23 protein-coding genes and 1 pseudogene are annotated in these 18,502 nt (G+C 63.9%); 16 read left to right on the top strand and 8 right to left on the bottom strand.

Going from position 1 to position 18,502, the window contains the following annotated elements; translation table 11 throughout:
• Nucleotides 1-3: 3 nt before the first annotated feature.
• Complete coding sequence (locus ACWAT4_RS01845) at nt 4-705, top strand: SIMPL domain-containing protein (RefSeq protein WP_449729675.1); 702 nt, start codon at nt 4-6, stop codon at nt 703-705.
• A 97-nt stretch (nt 706-802) separates the two neighbouring features.
• Here ACWAT4_RS01845 and ACWAT4_RS01840 read toward each other — a convergent pair whose 3' ends face one another.
• Entirely contained in the window at nt 803-1,783 is a 981-nt protein-coding gene (locus ACWAT4_RS01840) for an MBL fold metallo-hydrolase (protein ID WP_249149422.1), read from the bottom strand.
• Between the two features lie 517 nt (nt 1,784-2,300).
• Between ACWAT4_RS01840 and ffh the strand changes: the two genes are divergently transcribed.
• The 7 genes from ffh (at nt 2,301) to ACWAT4_RS01805 (ending at nt 8,204) form a co-directional block, all read left to right on the top strand.
• Nucleotides 2,301-3,848, top strand: a complete 1,548-nt coding sequence (gene ffh / locus ACWAT4_RS01835; protein WP_449729674.1) for a signal recognition particle protein — start codon at nt 2,301-2,303, stop codon at nt 3,846-3,848.
• An 85-nt stretch (nt 3,849-3,933) separates the two neighbouring features.
• Nucleotides 3,934-4,266 (top strand): 30S ribosomal protein S16, encoded by a 333-nt coding sequence (rpsP, locus tag ACWAT4_RS01830; RefSeq protein WP_166811321.1) that lies wholly within the window; start codon nt 3,934-3,936, stop codon nt 4,264-4,266.
• Between the two features lie 9 nt (nt 4,267-4,275).
• Nucleotides 4,276-4,821, top strand: a complete 546-nt coding sequence (rimM, locus tag ACWAT4_RS01825; RefSeq protein ID WP_449729673.1) for a ribosome maturation factor RimM — start codon at nt 4,276-4,278, stop codon at nt 4,819-4,821.
• Nucleotides 4,822-4,927: 106 nt separating this feature from the next.
• A complete protein-coding gene (trmD, locus tag ACWAT4_RS01820; RefSeq protein WP_212303191.1) occupies nt 4,928-5,674 on the top strand; it encodes a tRNA (guanosine(37)-N1)-methyltransferase TrmD in 747 nt (248 codons plus the stop codon).
• 109 nt (nt 5,675-5,783) lie between these two features.
• Entirely contained in the window at nt 5,784-6,164 is a 381-nt protein-coding gene (gene rplS, locus ACWAT4_RS01815; protein WP_092233923.1) for a 50S ribosomal protein L19, read from the top strand.
• A gap of 328 nt (nt 6,165-6,492) precedes the next feature.
• On the top strand, nt 6,493-7,899 hold the full coding sequence (leuC, locus tag ACWAT4_RS01810) for a 3-isopropylmalate dehydratase large subunit (RefSeq protein WP_212446857.1): 1,407 nt from the start codon (nt 6,493-6,495) through the stop codon (nt 7,897-7,899).
• A gap of 95 nt (nt 7,900-7,994) precedes the next feature.
• A complete protein-coding gene (locus ACWAT4_RS01805; RefSeq protein WP_212303193.1) occupies nt 7,995-8,204 on the top strand; it encodes a hypothetical protein in 210 nt (69 codons plus the stop codon).
• A gap of 66 nt (nt 8,205-8,270) precedes the next feature.
• Here the strand turns inward: ACWAT4_RS01805 and ACWAT4_RS01800 are convergent, their stop codons facing one another.
• Nucleotides 8,271-8,810: a hypothetical protein gene (locus ACWAT4_RS01800; RefSeq protein WP_212303194.1), complete on the bottom strand. Its 540-nt coding sequence runs from the start codon at nt 8,808-8,810 to the stop codon at nt 8,271-8,273.
• Nucleotides 8,811-8,971: 161 nt separating this feature from the next.
• Between ACWAT4_RS01800 and ACWAT4_RS01795 the strand changes: the two genes are divergently transcribed.
• Nucleotides 8,972-9,268: a DUF1330 domain-containing protein gene (locus tag ACWAT4_RS01795; RefSeq protein ID WP_449729672.1), complete on the top strand. Its 297-nt coding sequence runs from the start codon at nt 8,972-8,974 to the stop codon at nt 9,266-9,268.
• 6 nt (nt 9,269-9,274) lie between these two features.
• Here ACWAT4_RS01795 and ACWAT4_RS01790 read toward each other — a convergent pair whose 3' ends face one another.
• Entirely contained in the window at nt 9,275-9,535 is a 261-nt protein-coding gene (locus tag ACWAT4_RS01790; RefSeq protein ID WP_449729671.1) for a hypothetical protein, read from the bottom strand.
• 26 nt (nt 9,536-9,561) lie between these two features.
• Nucleotides 9,562-9,858: a hypothetical protein gene (locus ACWAT4_RS01785; protein WP_449731325.1), complete on the bottom strand. Its 297-nt coding sequence runs from the start codon at nt 9,856-9,858 to the stop codon at nt 9,562-9,564.
• A gap of 231 nt (nt 9,859-10,089) precedes the next feature.
• On the opposite strand from ACWAT4_RS01785, the gene ACWAT4_RS01780 reads away from it, so the two are divergent.
• Nucleotides 10,090-10,488 carry a metallopeptidase family protein gene (locus ACWAT4_RS01780; protein WP_212303196.1) on the top strand — a complete coding sequence of 133 codons (399 nt, stop codon included), beginning with the start codon at nt 10,090-10,092 and terminating at the stop codon, nt 10,486-10,488.
• Here ACWAT4_RS01780 and ACWAT4_RS01775 read toward each other — a convergent pair.
• Nucleotides 10,476-11,294 (bottom strand): helix-turn-helix transcriptional regulator, encoded by an 819-nt coding sequence (locus tag ACWAT4_RS01775; protein ID WP_449729670.1) that lies wholly within the window; start codon nt 11,292-11,294, stop codon nt 10,476-10,478. The two genes, ACWAT4_RS01780 and ACWAT4_RS01775, sit on opposite strands and share 13 nt — an antisense overlap.
• A 98-nt stretch (nt 11,295-11,392) precedes the next feature.
• Between ACWAT4_RS01775 and ACWAT4_RS01770 the strand changes: the two genes are divergently transcribed.
• The 4 genes from ACWAT4_RS01770 (at nt 11,393) to ACWAT4_RS01755 (ending at nt 14,163) form a co-directional block, all read left to right on the top strand.
• Nucleotides 11,393-11,962: a pyridoxamine 5'-phosphate oxidase family protein gene (locus tag ACWAT4_RS01770; protein ID WP_449729669.1), complete on the top strand. Its 570-nt coding sequence runs from the start codon at nt 11,393-11,395 to the stop codon at nt 11,960-11,962.
• 88 nt (nt 11,963-12,050) lie between these two features.
• Nucleotides 12,051-12,656 carry a 3-isopropylmalate dehydratase small subunit gene (gene leuD / locus ACWAT4_RS01765; RefSeq protein WP_200297517.1) on the top strand — a complete coding sequence of 202 codons (606 nt, stop codon included), beginning with the start codon at nt 12,051-12,053 and terminating at the stop codon, nt 12,654-12,656.
• A gap of 137 nt (nt 12,657-12,793) precedes the next feature.
• Nucleotides 12,794-13,579 carry a glycosyltransferase family 32 protein gene (locus ACWAT4_RS01760; RefSeq protein WP_449729668.1) on the top strand — a complete coding sequence of 262 codons (786 nt, stop codon included), beginning with the start codon at nt 12,794-12,796 and terminating at the stop codon, nt 13,577-13,579.
• 164 nt (nt 13,580-13,743) lie between these two features.
• A complete protein-coding gene (locus tag ACWAT4_RS01755) occupies nt 13,744-14,163 on the top strand; it encodes a hypothetical protein (protein ID WP_212303200.1) in 420 nt (139 codons plus the stop codon).
• 46 nt (nt 14,164-14,209) lie between these two features.
• On the opposite strand, the gene ACWAT4_RS01750 is transcribed toward ACWAT4_RS01755, so the two are convergent.
• Both ACWAT4_RS01750 and ACWAT4_RS01745 read right to left on the bottom strand, forming a co-directional pair.
• Nucleotides 14,210-15,145 (bottom strand): threonine ammonia-lyase, encoded by a 936-nt coding sequence (locus tag ACWAT4_RS01750; RefSeq protein ID WP_449729667.1) that lies wholly within the window; start codon nt 15,143-15,145, stop codon nt 14,210-14,212.
• A gap of 324 nt (nt 15,146-15,469) precedes the next feature.
• A pseudogene (locus ACWAT4_RS01745) lies at nt 15,470-15,730 on the bottom strand (CoA ester lyase); the annotation flags it as partial.
• A gap of 211 nt (nt 15,731-15,941) precedes the next feature.
• Here ACWAT4_RS01745 and ACWAT4_RS01740 point away from each other — a divergent pair.
• Nucleotides 15,942-16,781: a Crp/Fnr family transcriptional regulator gene (locus tag ACWAT4_RS01740; RefSeq protein WP_212303271.1), complete on the top strand. Its 840-nt coding sequence runs from the start codon at nt 15,942-15,944 to the stop codon at nt 16,779-16,781.
• Nucleotides 16,782-16,839: 58 nt separating this feature from the next.
• On the opposite strand, the gene ACWAT4_RS01735 is transcribed toward ACWAT4_RS01740, so the two are convergent.
• On the bottom strand, nt 16,840-17,721 hold the full coding sequence (locus tag ACWAT4_RS01735; protein ID WP_212303203.1) for an HpcH/HpaI aldolase/citrate lyase family protein: 882 nt from the start codon (nt 17,719-17,721) through the stop codon (nt 16,840-16,842).
• A 111-nt stretch (nt 17,722-17,832) separates the two neighbouring features.
• Between ACWAT4_RS01735 and ACWAT4_RS01730 the strand changes: the two genes are divergently transcribed.
• Nucleotides 17,833-18,477 (top strand): carbonic anhydrase, encoded by a 645-nt coding sequence (locus ACWAT4_RS01730; protein ID WP_212303204.1) that lies wholly within the window; start codon nt 17,833-17,835, stop codon nt 18,475-18,477.
• The last annotated feature ends 25 nt before the right edge of the window (nt 18,478-18,502 follow it).

The raw sequence follows: 18,502 nt of genomic DNA, 5'->3' as shown, positions 1-18,502 counted from the left end.
TCGATGAAAAAGCCTGCCGCCCTTGCCGCCATTTTCGCTGCCACGCTGCTCGCAGCGCCCGCGCTTGCCGACGATTTTCCGTCCGCCATCACCGTCAGTGGCGAGGCGACGATCTCGGCGGCGCCCGATCTCGCGCAAATCGATGCCGGCGTTGCCAATGACGCCAAATCGGCGAAGGAAGCGTCCGACGCCAACAACGCCGCGATGGGCAAGGTGCTGCTGGCGTTGAAGGGCACCGGGATTGCCGAGAAGGATTATCAGACCTCGCGCCTGTCACTGCAGCCGCAATATGCGCCGAACCGTTCGAACGGCGCCTCGCCCGTGGTCAGCTTCCGCGCCTCCAATCGTGTCACGGTGAAGATCCGCGACGTGACCAAGGTCGCCGGCATCATCGACACGCTGGTCGGCGCCGGCGCGAATGATATCGGCAACATCTCGTTTGAGGTGACGCAGGCCTCGAAGCTGCTCGACGATGCCCGCGAGAAGGCCGTCGCTGACGCCCGCCGCAAGGCCGAGATCTACGCCAAAGCCACCGGCGTCACGCTCGGCGCGCCGCTCAGCGTCTCCGAAGGCAGCGCTCCGATGCCGCTGTTCAAGGGGCGCATGGCCACAGCCCCGATGGCCGCGCCTGCTGCCGTTGCGCCGGGTGAGGAAACGCTGTCGGTGACGGTGAATGTGAGCTGGGCGATCAAGGCGGGGCAGTAGTAAGGCGCGCAAGCTCGCGCAATGTATTCAGTTGTCGTCCCGGACAAGCGTAAGCGCAGATCCGGGACGACGCGCGGAGTTTGGTTCGCGAGCCGAGCTAAATCTCCACCACCTGCCCCGGCTTCATCGCGACGAACCGCTCCTGCGGAATCTTCGCAGCATCGAGCGCTTCGACCAGCGCCTTGGCGGGCGCGTCGATTGCTTCGTCGGTGAGCTGGAACGTTCCGTGGTGATGGCCGAGCGCTTGCTGCGCGCCGCAATCGGCGAGCGCCTTCACCGCATCTTCCGGATTCATGTGCTGATCGCGCATGAACCAGCGCGGCTCGTAGGCGCCGATCGGGAGAATCGCCAGCCGCAATGCCCCGTGCTTCTCGGCAACGCGGCGAAAATGCCTGCCATCGCCATAACCGGAATCGCAGACGACGTAGATTTTCCCGGCCGGCGTCTCCAGCACGAAGCTCGCCCACAGCGCCTTGTTGCGGTCGAACAGGCCGCGCGCGGTCCAGTGCCGTGTCGGCACCAGATGCACGGCAATGCCGCCGCCGAACTCGACGCGCTCATGCCAGTCGAACGCCTCGACCTTGATCGAAGAGTCGGCACTGCGCATCGTCACGTCGTTGCCGAGTGGGGTTACCACGCGCGGGGCAAAATTCTTGGCCAGCCGCGACAGCGTGGCGATGTCGAGATGGTCGTAGTGGCCGTGCGAAACCAGCACGATATCGATCTTCGGCAGCTTGTCGAAGGCGATGCCTGGATCGTTGCGCCGCTTCGGTCCGGCAAAATTGACCGGCGAGACCCGCGTCGACCACACGGGATCGACCAGGATATTGAGGCCGCCGGTCTGGATCAGCCAGCTGGCGTGCCCGACGAACGAGAGCCGCACCTTGCCGCCGTCGACCCGCTCTGGGGGCGTGTCGGCGTGAGGGCTGGGGGCCCAATCCGGCCATTTCGCCCGTTCCCGCCCGCCGCTGAACTGCCAGCGCAGCACCTCGCGCAGCGATTTCGGCGGCGCTCCGTCCGGATCGAAGAAGTGCAGGCCGTTGAAATGGTCGGAGGCGGGGCCGTCATAGGTCTTCATGCGGGACATCCAGAGGGGAATACCGACCAGCCCGCCGGTCCCGGCAAGCAGTCGAAACAGGCTTCGGGCGGGTGATCGGCACAGGCAGGCTTCAGGGAGAGTGGGACGGTAAGACATCACCGGCTATATGGGCGGGACCACCGAAAAAGGAACCCATCGTCGGAAACCTCCTGTTTTCAAGACCTTACCCTAGAAATGGCATCCCGACACCCTAACTTTCCTTGACTTTTCGGCGTGAGCGGCGTTTAACCCCGCCACTTTCTCGGAAAGGCTTTCTTTTCGACCCGCCGCCTGGCCCCGGAGGCCAGAGGTCAACGCCCGACAGCGCTGTGCGCCCTCGGGCGCAAAGGTGTTTGGACTTTCTTCTGCCTCGCCCCGCTCTTGCGGGGAGAGGGTCGGGGTGAGGGGCTCTCTCCGCGCATGGTGCGCGTGGATAGTCCCGTACCCCCTCACCCGCCGCGCAAGGGCGCAGCGACCTCTCCCCGCAGGCGGGGAGAGGTAAAACAGGACAACGGCATTGTTCGACAATCTGTCGGAACGGCTTGGTGGCATTCTTGATCGTCTGACGGGGCGCGGGGCGCTGACCGAAAAGGACGTCGACGCCGCAATGCGCGAGGTGCGCCGTGCGCTGCTCGAGGCCGACGTTGCGCTCGAGGTCGTGCGCAGCTTCACCGAACGCGTCCGCGAGCAGGCGATCGGCGCCACCGTCGTCAAGTCGGTGACCCCCGGCCAGATGGTGGTCAAGATCGTCCATGACGAGCTGATCAACACGCTCGGCGCCGAAAGCCAGACCATCGACGTCAATTCCGTGCCGCCGGTGCCGATCATGATGGTCGGTCTGCAGGGCTCGGGTAAGACGACCACCACCGCCAAGCTCGCACGGCGCCTGGTCCAGCGCGACAAGCGCAAGGTGCTGATGGCCTCGCTCGACGTCTATCGCCCGGCGGCGATGGAGCAGCTGGCCGTGCTCGGCCGCGACCTCGACATTCCGACGCTGCCGATCGTCGCCGGCCAGCAGCCGCCGCAGATTGCGAAGCGCGCGCTCGAAGCCGGCAAGCTCGGCGGCTACGACATCGTGCTGCTCGACACCGCCGGCCGCACCACGCTCGACGAAGAGATGATGGCGGAAGCAGCCGCGATCAAAGCCGCGGCCAATCCGCATGAAGTGCTGCTGGTCGCGGACAGTCTCACCGGCCAGGACGCCGTGAATCTCGCGCGCGCGTTCGATCAGCGCGTCGGCCTCACCGGCATCGTGCTGACTCGCGTGGATGGCGACGGCCGCGGCGGCGCTGCGCTGTCGATGCGCGCGGTCACCGGCAAGCCGATCAAGCTGATCGGTACCGGTGAAAAGACCGACGCGCTGGAGGACTTCCATCCCGATCGTATCGCCGGCCGCATCCTCGGCATGGGCGACGTCGTCTCGCTGGTCGAACGTGCTGCCGCCAATATCGACGCCGAGAAGGCCGCGCGCACCGCCGAGCGCATGCGCAAGGGTCAGTTCGACCTCAACGACATGCGCGAGCAGCTGCTGCAGATGGCGAATATGGGCGGCATCAGCGGCCTGATGGGCATGATGCCCGGCATCGCCAAGATGAAGAGCCAGATCGCGGCGGCCGGCATCGACGACAAGATCCTGAAGCGCCAGGTCGCCGTGATCGATTCCATGACGCGCGACGAGCGCCGTCATCCGGACCTGCTCAAGGCCAGCCGCAAGAAGCGCATCGCCGCGGGAAGCGGCCAGAGCGTCGAGCAGGTCAACAAGCTGCTGAAGATGCACCGGAACATGGCCGATATGATGAAGGCCATGGGCTCGGGCAAGCGCGGCCCGCTCGCCGGCATCGCGCAGGCGATGGGCTTTGGCGGCGGCATGAAGATGCCGTCTCCCGAAGAGATGAAGGCGCTGCAGGAGAAGATGCAGGCCGGCGGCGGACAAGGTCTGCCCAGCCTGCCGAAGGATCTGCCGCCCGGTCTTCGCACCGGCCTGCCGAACCTGCCTGGGCTGACCGGGCTGAGCGGCAAGCCGACGCTGCCGGGTCTCGGCGGTTTCCCTGGCAAGAAGAAATGAGGAATTCGTCGCACGGGATCGCATCGGTCTCGCGCAACGCGGAATACCAATCAACCGAACAAAACGTACTTTGAAGGAGAACCAGATGTCCGTCGTTATCCGCCTCGCCCGCGCAGGCACCAAGAAGCGTCCCGTCTATCACGTCGTCGTCGCCGATTCGCGCTTCCCCCGCGATGGCCGCTTCATCGAGCGTCTCGGCTATTTCAACCCGCTGCTGCCGAAGGACAACGAGACCCGCCTGAAGCTCGACATGGAGAAGGTGAAGGCTTGGCTCGCCAAGGGCGCGCAGCCGTCGGACCGCGTGTCCCGCTTCCTCGATGCCGCCGGCGTCAAGAAGCGCGAAGCGCGCAACAACCCCGAGAAGGCCGTGCCGCGCAAGGAGCGCAAGGCGCAGGCCGAAGCCGCTGCGAAGGGCTAAGGCTCATCCATGTCGGCGCTGATCTGCGTCGCGCGGATCGGCGCCGCGCATGGGGTGCGCGGCGCGGTCAAATTGTGGACCTTCACCGAAGATCCCTTTGCCGTGAAGCGCTACGGTCCGCTGCTCTCCAAGGACGGCAGGCGTCAGTTCGAGCTGGCGCAGGTCCGCGAGGCCAAGGATCATCTGGTCGCGACGTTCAAGGGCGTCACGACCCGCGATGAGGCCGAGCGCCTCAACGGAATCGAACTCTACATCGCGCGCGAAAAGCTGCCCGCGACCGACGAGGGCGAATATTACCACGCCGATCTGATCGGGCTCGCCGCCGTCACCACCAATGGCGATGCGCTCGGCCGCGTGCTCGCGATCCATAATTTCGGTGCCGGCGACATCATCGAGATCGCGCCGCTGAAAGGCGCCACGATGCTGCTGCCGTTCTCCAACGCCGTGGTGCCCGCGGTCGACATCGCCGGGGGCCGCGTGGTGATCGAACTGCCGGGGGAAGTCGAGGGCGATGCCCCCTCCGCGAGTCGTCCCGGCGAAGGCCGGGACCCATAACCACAGGACGTGGTTTTGGCTAAGCTGGCAGCTCCAGTCATCGCAAAAACTGGCTGCAGTGGTAATGGGTCCCGGCCTTCGCCGGGACGACATCAACTGAGATCCAATGACACCCTGGCGCGCGACGGTGCTGACGCTGTTTCCGGAGATGTTTCCGGGGCCGCTCGGCGTGAGCCTGGCCGGCCGGGCGCTGGCCTCCGGCCTCTGGCAGATCGAGGCGCGGGACATCCGGGCCTCCGCTACGGACCGTCACCGCAGCGTCGACGACACCCCGGCCGGCGGCGGCCCGGGCATGGTGCTGCGGGCCGACGTTCTTGCGGCGGCGATCGATGCTGCTGCAATCGACCCGGACCGGCCAAAACTGCTGATGAGCCCCCGCGGTCGGCCGTTGACCCAGGCCCGTGTCACCGAGCTCGCCCAGGGACCCGGTCCCCTGATCGTCTGCGGACGGTTCGAGGGGATCGACCAGCGGGTGATCGATGCCCGCGGCCTGGAGGAGGTCTCGATCGGCGATTACGTGCTCTCAGGGGGCGAAATCGCGGCCCTGGCCCTGATCGACGCCTGCGTCCGGCTGCTGCCGGGCGTGATGGGCAAGGAAGCTTCGGGAACCGAGGAGAGCTTCTCCGACGGCCTGCTCGAATATCCCCAATACACCCGCCCGCAGCTGTTCGAAGGGGTTCCGATCCCGGAGGTCCTGACATCCGGCGACCACGCCAAAGTTGCGGCCTGGCGGCGGGCGCAATCCGAGGCCCTGACGGCGGCCCGGCGACCCGATTTATGGGTCCAAATCCCGCCCAAAGCCCCGAATCGGCCCGGACGCCAAAAAGCGCCAAAAAACAAGACAGACGGGTGACAAACGCTCTGGCTTGCCTTATAGGAGCGGCCACATCCGCAATGGCTGGATAGACGAATTTCGCGCAGCCCCCGTTTCCAAGGCTGGGCGCGCCGATGGAGATTTACCCATGAACCTGATCAAGCAGCTCGAGCAAGAGCAATTCGACAAGCTGTCCGCCGGCAAGGACATTCCGGAATTCGGTCCCGGCGACACCGTGATCGTCAACGTGAAGGTCGTCGAAGGCGACCGCACCCGCGTGCAGGCCTATGAAGGCGTTTGCATCGGCCGTTCCGGCGGTGGCCTCAACGAGAGCTTCACCGTCCGCAAGATCTCCTACGGCGAAGGCGTCGAGCGTGTGTTCCCGGTGATGTCGCCGATGATCGACTCGATCAAGGTGGTGCGCCGCGGCAAGGTGCGTCGCGCCAAGCTCTATTACCTCCGCAATCTCCGCGGCAAGTCGGCCCGCATCGTCGAGAAGACTGAGCACGCCAAGGCCGTCAACGAGTAAGCTTTCGCTTACCGACGAGTTTCGAAAAGCGCGGGGCCAATCGCCCCGCGCTTTTTTGTTGCGTCAGCCGTGCGCGTCAAAGCCCTCGCGCTTCCAGATCGGCCTGCTATATATTCTTGGAATGTTTCCAGATCTGACCAGCTTCGGAACTCCCCAGCGCATCGTCATCGACGATCGCTCGCGGCTGCCTGGCCGGTTCTTCGGACGCTTCGCGACCTCGGCAACGTCAGAGCTTAGTCCCGCAGCTTAAAGGCTGCGCTGAAGACGCCTCTATTGCCCCGCGCGTGATCGCGCATATCCGTTACCAACATTCCCGGAGCTGACGCTCATGTCCAAGCCGACCACATTGTACGACAAGATCTGGAACGACCATCTGGTGCACGAAGCCGAGGACGGCACCTGCCTGCTCTATATCGACCGACATCTGGTACACGAGGTGACCTCGCCGCAGGCGTTCGAAGGTCTGCGCGCCACCGGCCGCAAGGTCCACGCGCCGGAAAAGACGCTCGCCGTCGTCGACCACAACGTGCCGACCACCGATCGGACCAAGCCGAATCCGGATCCGGAGAGCATCGAGCAGATCAAGGCGCTGGCCGAGAACGCCAAGGAATTCGGCATCGAATATTACAACGAGTTCGACAAGCGCCAGGGCGTCGTTCACGTCATCGGCCCCGAGCAGGGTTTTACGCTGCCCGGCACCACCATCGTCTGCGGTGACAGCCACACCTCGACGCATGGCGCGTTCGGCGCGCTCGCGCACGGCATCGGCACGTCCGAGGTCGAGCACGTGCTGGCGACGCAGACGCTGATCCAGAAGAAGGCGAAGAACATGCGCGTCACCGTCGATGGCAAATTGCCCGACGGCGTGACCGGCAAGGACATCATCCTGGCCATCATCGGCGAGATCGGCACCGCAGGTGGCACCGGCTACGTGCTGGAATACGCCGGCGATGCCATCAGCGCTCTCAGCATGGAAGGCCGCATGACGGTCTGCAACATGTCGATCGAAGGCGGCGCCCGCGCCGGCCTCGTCGCACCCGACCAGAAGGCCTATGACTTCCTGCGCGGCCGTCCGAAGGCGCCGAAGGGCGCGGACTGGGATGCGGCGATGCGTTACTGGGAGCGCTTGCGCTCCGACGACGGTGCGCATTTCGACAACGAGCTGCGCCTCGATGCCGCCAAGTTGCCGCCGATCGTGACCTGGGGCACCAGCCCTGAGGACGTGATCTCGGTGACCGGCATCGTACCCGATCCGGACAAGATCGCGGACGAGGCCAAGCGTCTCTCCAAGCATCGCGCGCTGAAGTATATGGGCCTGACGGCGGGAACGAAGATCACCGACATCAAGCTCGACCGCATCTTCATCGGCTCCTGCACCAACGGCCGCATCGAAGACCTGCGCGCGGCGGCAAAGATTGCTGAGGGCAAGACCGTTTCAGCGCATGTCAATGCCATGGTCGTGCCAGGCTCCGGCCTCGTGAAGGAGCAGGCCGAGGCTGAGGGTCTGGACAAGATCTTCATCAAGGCCGGGTTCGAATGGCGCGAGCCCGGTTGCTCGATGTGTCTCGCGATGAACCCGGACAAGCTGAAGCCGGAAGAGCGCTGCGCCTCGACCTCGAACCGCAACTTCGAGGGACGCCAGGGCTTCAAGGGCCGCACGCATCTGGTGTCGCCGGCGATGGCGGCGGCAGCGGCGATCGCCGGTCACTTCGTCGACGTCAGGGATTGGCGCTGAGCCACTCCCTGCAATTGTAGTGATCGCGGCAAACCGCCGTTAAGCGGCTTCGCCCACATTCTCGTCCTCGCGCCGGTTTCGCGAGGACGAAAGCGATGGCCAACAAGCCTGAATATGTCGATCTGATCAGCGATGCGACCCGCCAGCACCGGCGGCGCGCAACGCCGTTGCGCATCGTCGCCAAGCCCGAGGTCGAGGAGACCTCGAAGCTCAGCCGCTGGCCGCCGGCAATGTTCAGGAAATGGAAGATCGAGACCCTGATGCGGTGGAAGCCGTCGTCGTGGAATGTGAAGGGCTGGCTTTAATAAATCTCCCCATCATGCCCGGGCTTGTCCCGGCCACGACGAATGCAGCGCTAGCAATGACTCACATCACCAATAGCGGTACGGATGGTGCCAGCGTTGCCAATGATGCCAGCGGCAGATGCGGCGCGGGCCATAATAGGTCCAGATGATCCGGCAGCGGCGCGGAGTGTGGTAATAGGGATAGTAGCCGCCGTAGTAGTAGCGCCGATGGAAGTGGCGATAGCCGTAATGCGGACGATAGTAACCGCCGCCCCAGTGACGATGGTAGCCGCCATAATGGATACCGCCGTAGCGCATGCCGCCGCCATGGAACGCCGGCGCAGCGTGGAAGCCACCGCCGTGGAAGCCGCCACCGTGGCCTCCACCACCGTGGAAGCCGCCGAAGTGTCCGCCGCCGCCGTGTCCACCACCACCGTGTCCACCACCAAAGCGGACCTGCGTGACCATGTCGTCGCTCGTCGTTTTCGCCACGGGCAATGCGGTCGGATTGATCGGCGTCATCGCTTCAGCGCGAGGTGCAGTCCCGGCCGCCAACATCACCGCGGCCATTGCGGCAAGCCCGAGCAGGCGCAGCGGGCTTGTCGCGGGACGCACGATCCTCAGCATGGAATTTCTCCCTGACGATGGACAGCATCTTTGCGGCGCAAGCGTCGCGCGTCGTCGCTGTTCAATTGCGACCGCTTCCGAGATTAAACTTACGGACAGGGACGTGAACGCGCCATGAATGAACGTCGTTCCGCACACGACCACGACACAGGGAATTCGAGATGACCGTCTACGCGATTGCGCAATTGAAGATGAGGGACCGCGCGGCCTACGACCGCTACCAGGCGCGGTTCTTCGAGGTATTCAGGAAGTTCAACGGAAGGCTGCTTGCGGCTGACGAGCATCCACGCGTGCTCGAAGGCGCATGGCCGCACGACAAGCTCGTCATGATGTCGTTTCCCGACGAGGCTTCATTCCTCGCCTTCTCGACCTCACCCGATTACGAAGACATCTCGCGCGATCGCAAGGCGGGCGCGCAGGCGACCGTGCTGCTGGTCAGGGGATTTGCGCCTGCGTGAGCCGCGTCACCAGAACGGCCCGTAGCCGAACACGAATGGCGCCGGCACGCGGTAGGAATAGGGACGGTAATAGACGGGACGCGCGTAATAGTGCGGATCAGGACGCGGGGCGTATCGCGCAACATAGTAGCGCGCGTGCCGGCGTCCATCGAACACCGCGCGCCCGGCGGAGGCATCCGGCAGCCTCGTCACTCTCTGTGTCGCGAAAGCCTGAGACAGGCCAGCGGCGAGCCCGACGACAACAGCGAGAGCAATCCATTTCGCCATGACGACCGCGGCCCTCGACACTCAGTTCAGCCGCGGCGCCAGTAGCAGCTCATATGCGGCACGATCACCGTGCCGCTCGGCCGGAATTCCTGCACATAGGTGGCGTTGCACTCGCGGACCGCGTCGGGCCCCGGGTTGTAGCGCGGATAGACACCGTCCGGGATGTAGTAGGGCGTGACGCGCAGGCGCGTCTGGGGCCGCCGGCGCGGCGGCGGGACATCGTCGGGCAAGACGGCCTGGGCCATGCGAACTTCGGTGCCAGCCGCCTGGGGAAGAGGCTGGGCTTGGGCGCCGCCAACGCAAGACTGCGAAAACAACCCCATGCACAGTAGCGTCAGCGCTGTTTTTGGTCGCATTTTATCGCCCACCCGAACCGTCCTCGACTTGAGCCCCACGCTCCCCGTTTTGGCGGCGCCCGTCAACCTCGCGTCCTTATAAAGCCGGATGCATCGCCGCGAAACCCACGAGAGCCCACGGGCTCTCCATTCTCGTTTACGCGTTTTCTTGACGCGAACCGGTGTCCACTTCGCTTGAAAACGCGCTAAGACGAGCGCATGTGGACGGACCTGAAAGCGCCCTCGCTGGCCGAGATGGAAGTGACGGCGCACGACATTTTCGAGCGCCTGCCGGCGGAATTTCGTGGGCTGTGCGAAGGCGTGATCATCCGCGTCGACGACTTCCCGACCGAGGAGGTCCTCGACGAGATGGAATGCGAGAGCGAGTTCGACCTGCTCGGCCTGTTCCAGGGCGTCGGCCTGCCACAGCAGAGTCTGGGCGACGTGGCGCGGCTGCCGAACATGGTCTGGCTCTACCGCCGGCCGATCCTGGATTACTGGGCCGAGCACGACGAAAGCCTCGGCCATATCGTCCGCCACGTCCTGATCCACGAGATCGGCCACCATTTCGGCCTCTCTGATGCCGACATGGAGGCGATTGAAGCTCAGGCCGAGTAGGACGCGGGCTGATCGAGGCGCGGTGCAGAGAGAAGCATCGTCAGGCGATAGTCGGGCCAGCCCGCCAGAGACAGCGACACCTGCTGATAGTGCAGCAGCCCCATGGTCGGATGATTGAAGGCACGTTCGCCGCCTTCACGCGCCAAGACCCCCTGCGTATCCCAGCAGCGTTCGAAGTCGGGGCTTCCGCTTCTCAGCTCCTCGACCAGCCGGCGAATATCCGGATCGTCGGAATAGGCCGTCACCGCGGTGCGGAACTCCGCGACGACACGACGTGCCCGGGAGGGCCAGTCGAGGATCAGGGCGCGCGCCTCGGGCCGGAGGAAGATGTAGCGCAGCAGATTTTTTTCGCCGTCTGCATCGAGCCATCCTGCGAACAGCAGGGATGCTTTCGCGTTCCACCGACGCGCGCGCCAGGTGCGATCGAGAATGTAGGCGGGACCATCGATCGCATCGACGCAGGCCAGTATCTCGTCAGGCGGATCATCCCTGATGCCGGGACGTTCGGGATCGCGCTTGCCGGCGACTTCAAACAGGTAGCTGCGCTCGGCCCGTGACAGGCGCATTCCGTGGGCGAGGCGCGCAAGCGCCGAAGCGGAGACGGAGACATCGCGCCCCTGCTCGATCCAGGTGTACCAGGTGACGCTCAGTCCGCAGAGCTGAGCGACCTCCTCGCGCCGCAGCCCGGGCGTGCGCCGTCGTGGTCCAGCGGCAAGGCCGAATTCCGCCGGAGACTGGCGCTCCCGGAGCGCCCGCAAGAAGGCGCTGAGCGAGAGAGCCGGGGCTATCGGGTCCTGTGCTTTCATGGTGGTTTTTATACCAGTATAATGAAGGTACTTAAACCGGTATCGACGACCTGCTAGCTTTCGGCCCGACTTCGTCGCTGCGCAAGGGACGCACGGACATGGGCAAGCAATTCGCGAGGATCGAACCCGAGCACGGGGCCTTCATCGAGCGGCAGAAGATCTTCTTCGTCGCGAGCGCCCCGCCGAAGGGGCGCATCAACGTGCCCCCCAAGGGCCTGTCCTCGTTCCGGGTGCTCGGAGACACCGATGTCGCCTATCTCGACTGCACCGGCAGCGGCAGCGAGACCCGCGCGCATCTGAACGCATCTGACGACAAGCGGTTGACCATCATGTTTTGCGCCTTCGATGGCCCTCCGACGATCCTGCGGCTCTATGGCCAGGGTCGATCGCTCATGCGCGGCACGCCCGACTACGCCGATCTCGCCCCTCGGTTCGAGGACATTGCAGGCGCTCGCCAGATCGTGCGCCTCTCGGTCGACCTCGTGCAGACGTCCTGCGGTATGGGCGTGCCCTTGTTCGACTACAAGCAAGAGCGTGGCAGCCTCATCCGCTACTGGACGGCGCAGGGCGTCAACAATCTGCGAAAATACTGGGGCCTGAAGAACATGAAGAGCATCGACGGCCTGCCGACCGGCTTTGCTCCTGACCGCATGGCCCCGCCGGTCTGACAGACCAAGATTGCCGAATCCGGCCTAGGATTTGCGCGCCAACCGGGCTAAACAGCCCTCCCCTGACGACAAACCGGGAAGCCCTGAGATGGACAAGTTCACCACGCTGGAAGGCGTCGCGGCGCCGCTGAAGATCATCAATGTCGACACCGACATGATCATTCCGAAGCAGTACCTCAAGACCATCAAGCGCACCGGCCTTGGCAAGGGGCTGTTCTCCGAGCAGCGCTACAAGGACGACGGCAGCGAGAACCCGGATTTCATCCTCAACCAGCCCGCCTATCGCAATGCGAAGGTGCTGGTCGCCGGCGACAATTTCGGCTGCGGCTCGAGCCGCGAGCACGCGCCCTGGGCGCTGCTCGATTTCGGTATCCGCTGCGTGATCTCGACCTCGTTCGGCGACATCTTCTACAACAACTGCTTCAAGAACGGCATTCTGCCGATCCGCGTGTCACAGGAAGACCTCGACAAGCTGTTCGACGACGCCGAGCGCGGCGCCAATGCGACGCTGACGATCGACCTGCCGAACCAGGAGATCCGCGGCCCCGACGGCGGCAAGGTCAAGTTCGAGATCGATCCGTTCCGCAAGCACTGCCTGATCAACGGCCTCGACGACATCGGTCTCACGATGGAGAAGAAGTCCTCGATCGACACCTATGAAGAGAAGCTCAAGCGCGAACGCGCCTGGGCCTGAGCTCAAGTCTCATACGAAGCCCCGGTGCCACAAGCGCCGGGGCTTTTTCTTTGCCCCGATTATCACTCTTTGTTTGAGCATGATCTTTGCGGAAAACCGCTGCACACTTTTCCGGATCATGCTCTAAGCTGCCGCCCATGCTGCCCGAGATCGTCACCTTCTGGCACGGCCCGATGGATGCGCTGCGCCAGACCTGTCTGCGCTCGCAGCTGGCTGCCGGCCACAAGGTCACGGTCTATAGCTTCGACACCATCCCTGGACTTCCGGCGGGCGTCGGCAACGCCGATGCCGAAGCGATCCTGCCGCATGCATTTTCCGAACGCTTGCGGCCACCGCAGCCGGACGGCAGCTGGCGCGACTGGACCACGCTGCAGTTCAGCGATTTCTTCCGCATGAAGCTGATGGCGAAGGGCCTTGGCCTCTGGCTCGATGCCGACGTGCTGCTGCTGAAACCTGTCGAGATTGATCCGGCAAGACCCTATTTCGCCTGGGAGCGTCCGCGCCAGCTCGGCAATTCCGTGATCTACCTGCCACCCGAGCATGGCATCGTTGCCGCCTTCGAAGAGCTGATGGAGCAGCAGGAACTGACACCGAACTGGCTGTCGGTTCGCCACCGCATCACCTTCATGATGCGCCGCCTGCGCGGCGGCTCGAGCCGTCTCTCCGATATTCGCGTCGCGATCTTCGGGCCCGCCGCCCTCACCGCACTCGCCCGCCGCACCGGCGAGCTGGGATGCGCGCTGCCGAAGCAGTCGTTCTACGCCGTGCATGCCGAGCCAAAGCTGTTCTTCGATCCCTCGAGCTATCGCGGCCTCGTCACCAATCCCGAGATCATCGGCCTGCACATCTCGCCCAAGGGCCGCGGCGGCGAGAAGCCGATTCCGGGGAGCCTGTATGCGTGGGCGACGGAGCGGTTTCGCTAAGCGCTCTCTCCTGTCGTCCCGGCGAAGGCTACCGATTGTCGCGACACTGTCGCACACCTTCGAGAACGCGACCTCAATCCCTTCCCAGTTTGATCCAGCGCAACGCGCCCCTGCATCATTGTGCCTAGTCTTGTTCCAATCGCACGACCCGAATGGAGCTTCGCATGAGCACCGCAAGCAGGCCTTACCCCATCGTCCAGGATCTCATCGAGTCCTTTGCCGGCTGGCTGAAGCATCGCCGCGAGCTGAACGAGTTGCGCCAGCTCGATCGTTTCGATTTTGACCGGATCGCCAACGATCTCAGGATCGCACCCGACGATCTCGAAGATCTGGTTCGTCACGGCCACCACTCTGCCGACGAGCTGCCGAAAATGCTGGACCAGCTTGGCATCAGCGCAGAGCGGCTCGGGCAAGTGCAGCCGCTATTGCTGCGCGACATGGAGCGGGTCTGCTCGCTCTGCCAACACAAGGCGCAATGCGATCGCGATCTCGCCGACGGCACCGCCGCGGAGAACTACCACGGCTATTGCGGCAACGCCGCGACGCTGGAGTCGCTCGATCGGGCGGACGTCGCGCCGCGTTGAGACAGCGTGGGGTGCGCGGATCGCAGCCGGCCTAACAGCGTGGTCGCTATGGGCTAGGAGCGGACGCGTTGCCTCCGCAAGCAACGACCCATAGGCGATCGCTGGCCATGTCGATCGCACGTCCCAAGGCAGCCCCCATCGTCAGGGCGCCGCTAGGTTCAACCCTCATATTGCACGTCCTGCGGAGAAGTGCGCTTGCCTCCGTTACCAGCCTGTCGTCAACGGCACACAGCCGAACATCCAGTTTTTCGAGTGCCTCAAACGCGAATGTTCCGATCTGACGAGACTGCAGCGCGTCACATATGGTTTCACCGGAAGCACTTATCCTGACCGGCTTTCGGAGCTCACGAGCTCTGGCATATCTCTGATGGGTTTCAGGCTCGGCGACATAGATCGGCGCGTCAATGGTCCGTGAACGCAAGGCAAGCGCGACCCCCGTCGCCAACCCGCCGCCGCCGCAAGCGACGACGACGGCATCAGAGCCTGAGGAGTTGTTTTGGATGGCCGATGCAATTTCCAAGCCCAGGGTGTAACTGCCCACGATCATCTCCAGGCTTTCGAATGCGTGTAATTGATTCCAGTTGCGCTTTTTGGCCTCAAATAGAGCACTCTCCGCCAAGTCCGCTCGGCTGGCGAACCTTATCTCCGCTCCGGTTCTCTGGGCCTGTTCTTTCTTAAAGGCGGGTGCATCATCGGGCATGATCAGGCACGCTCGCTTGTCGAGAACTTGAGCAGCGAGACCGACTGCAATCGGAAAATTACCTGCTCCTGCTGCAACCACGCCTTCGACCGCATTTCTGACCGCAAGGATCGCTCCCCGAAACTTGAACGATCCACTGTGTTGGACGGTCTCATCCTTGATACAAATTGTCCGGCCCATCCGAGCATCCAGCTCTGCGGAAGATCGGATAGGCGTCGCCACCACCCGGCGCGTGATGAACTCAAGATCGTCTTCAGATACATTGAACGGGAGATCAACCATCTCTTCTCCGAACCATAGCGCATGAGCACGAACATTATCCGGAGCAAGCAACCACATGTCCAATCAGCTCTTGTATCGGCTTAGCCAATCTCGTGATCACCATCGTTCTGAATAAGGCCGCTATCGCCTCACCGATCCGGTCGTCTCCGCTGGCGATACGAAATGTCTGCAGAATCGAAGCGAGCGGTGCTCGAGCGCGATGCTGGGCGCGTCACCGGGATCATGTACAAGCGCGCGGCGAAGTCGGGCAGCCATGACAATGCCGGCAGCAAATTGAGCGGCCTGTCGAACGAGGAAGACGGAGCGGGTCGGAGACGCCCTCAGCCCTTCCCCCATCGCCGCGATCGCATCTGCGATCTCGATGGTGCGCCTGGCCATCTCGCATGCAGGCGCTCCACCATCGCGCCGTCAAGACGGATTGCACCGCGCGAAACGTTCTCCGGCAACTCGAACCCGCGATGATTTTCGCGCGCGCGACTTCCTCTTCGGGCGGGGTGAAGATCGCGTCGCAGGCCTCGATCTGCGAGAGATGGATCAGCGTCTTGCCGTCAACCCGAGGTCGCGGCCCTCCGCGCATTCGGCCGCGATCTCGCCAGGGCTGCCCGTCACCGAGAAAACCTCGACCATCGCTCCCTATTGTGGGCCGCTCGCCGAGCGGCAACGGGCGTCAATAGTATGACTGTTTGCCGGCGAGAATGCTGGAAGGTCTCCGCAATAGTCCGTGCTTGATCTCAACTATTGGCTCTGTTTGGATCATTGCCGTTGGGCAATGGGTATTTCGGATAATCAGGGCAAAATGAGAACTCGTCCGCACGAGGACATCGTGACCGTTCCCCGCACGGCCATTGGAAATCGGCTATTGGCGGCGTTGCCGCCCGCGGATCTCGGTTTGCTCACGCCCCACTTCCAGAAGGTCTCGTTCGAACCCGATGCCGTCCTGGTGCGATCGGGCGATGAACTCGACCCGGTTTATTTTCCCCATAGCGGCGCCATCGCCTTCATGCTCGATATGCCGGACGGGCAAACGGCCGCGACCACCTTGATGGGACGGGAAGGCGCCTTGGCCTCGTTCTCCGTGCTCGGCCCGTCGCTTTCATCCGTGACCGCGGTCGCGCGCATAGCCGGCACCGCATCGCTGATCTCCGCCGCCAAATTTCGCGCTGCCTATGCGCAAAGTGCGGCGATCAGGAATGTCGTGCAGGTCCACGCCCGCGCCGTGCTCTTGCAGCTCCAGCACGTCGCCGCTTGCAACGCGCTGCACCGGGTGGACGGCCGCATGGCGCGATGGCTCCTGCAGCTTCACGACCGCGTTCCCGACGACCTGCTTCCGGTGACGCAAGAGGTGCTGGCGCAATTGGTTGGGGTGCGGCGGACGACGGTGACACTGACGATGAGCAAGCTGCGCGAGGCCGGTGCCATACCGAGCGAGCGGCGCGGATTTGTAGAGATCCATCGGGCGCGGCTCGAGAGGATCGCATGCGATTGCTACAAGCTCATGCAACGCAAGATCGACCGGATGTATTGCCAGGAATTGGCGCCGCCACAGCCTGCCGATACGCCGTTCCGGGAAAGCACCATCGCCGCCTCGGACGGAGCGGGCGGTGAATCCAAGGCCGTCTCGCGGGCGGGAAGATAGCGACCGGGGCCTGGAATCCGGGCGCGGAAAAGCGTATCTCGCTTTTTCGAGTGACGCCTCAGCCCTTCCCCATCGCCGCAATCGCATCCGCGATCTCGATCGTGCGCCTGGCCATGTCGGCGTGCAGACGCTCCACCATCGCGCCGTCGAGACGGATCGCGCCGCGCGAAACGTTCTCCGGCAGCTCGAACGCCGCGATGATCTTTCGCGCACGCGCGACCTCTTCCTCGGGCGGCGTGAAGATCGCGTTGCAGGCATCGATCTGCGACGGATGGATCAGCGTCTTGCCGTCGAAGCCGAGGTCGCGCGCTTGCGCGCATTCGGTGGCGAAACCATCGGAATTGGCGATGTCGCTGTAGGGACCATCGAGGATCTCGAGGCCGGCGGCGCGCGTCGCCAGGATGCAATGCGTGATCATCGGGATCATCGCGGCGCGGCCGGGCAGCATCTTGATGCGCGTCTCGCGCGAGATGTCGTTCGGCCCGAACACGAAACCGGAGAGGCGGCTCGATGGATCGCGGCCGGCCTCGGCCAGCTCCTCGGCATGCAGCACCGCGCGTGCGGTCTCGATCATGGCCCAGACCTTCACGGTTGGCGCGGCGCCGAGCCCGGCGAGGTCGCGGCCGATGGTCTGGAGATCCTCGATGCTTGAAACCTTGGGAACCAGGATGCCGTCAGGCGATGCCTTGGCGGCCATTGCGACGTCATCCGCCCACCATGGCGTGTCGAGGCCGTTGGTCCGGATCAGGATCTCGCGCTTGCCGAAGCCTTTGGCGGCGATCGCGGCGGCGATGCCGTCACGCGCCACCGCCTTGGCATCGGGGGCGACGGAATCCTCGAGATCGAGAATGAGGCCGTCGGCGGCGAGGTTCCTGGCCTTTTCCAATGCGCGGGGGTTGGAGCCGGGCATGAACAAATGGCTGCGGCGCGGGCGGGTCATGCTGACGTTCCTTCCGGTTTCCTCATCTCTATTATGACCGAAGCCGATAGCATTTGGACTGCCTATTCGAAAGGCTTGTTCGCCCCTGCGGTATATGATTAGGCATAGGCCATGATCACATTCCCGAAGCATTTGCTGGAAGGCTACAGCGCCTTCGCCACCCAGCGGCTGCCGGCCGAGCAGCACCGCTACCGCGAGCTGTCAGTCAAGGGACAGTTCCCGGAAGTCATGGTGATCGGCTGTTGCGACAGCCGCGTCGCGCCGGAAACCATCTTCGACGTTGGTCCGGGCGAATTGTTCGTGGTCCGCAACATCGCCAACCTGGTGCCGGTGTATCAGCCCGACGGCAACGCGCACGGCGTTTCGGCCGCGCTGGAATATGCCGTGACGGTGCTGAAGGTGAAGCACATCGTCATCCTCGGCCACGCCCAATGCGGCGGCATCCGCGCTTTCGTCGACAAGATCGAGCCGCTGACGCCCGGCGACTTCATCGGCAAATGGATGCAGATGTTCATCAAGCCGGGCGAGGTGGTCGAGCAGCGCAACCACGAGACGATGGCGCAATTCGTCGAGCGCATCGAGAAGGCCGCGGTGTTCCGCAGCCTGGAGAACCTGATGACGTTCCCGTTCGTGCGCAAGGCCGTCGAGGGCGGCCAGATGCAGCTGCACGGCGCCTATTTCGGCGTCGCGGAGGGAACGCTGTTCGTGCTGGACAAGGCGAGCAAGGAATTCAGGAGCGCGCGGAGCGTGGTGTAAGGGCGAGGTTTCGTAAGCTGCCGCG

Source organism: Bradyrhizobium sp. T-1, assembly GCF_053592855.1.
Note: the sequence above shows the minus strand (reverse complement) of the source record. Positions and strands in the feature narration are given on the sequence as shown.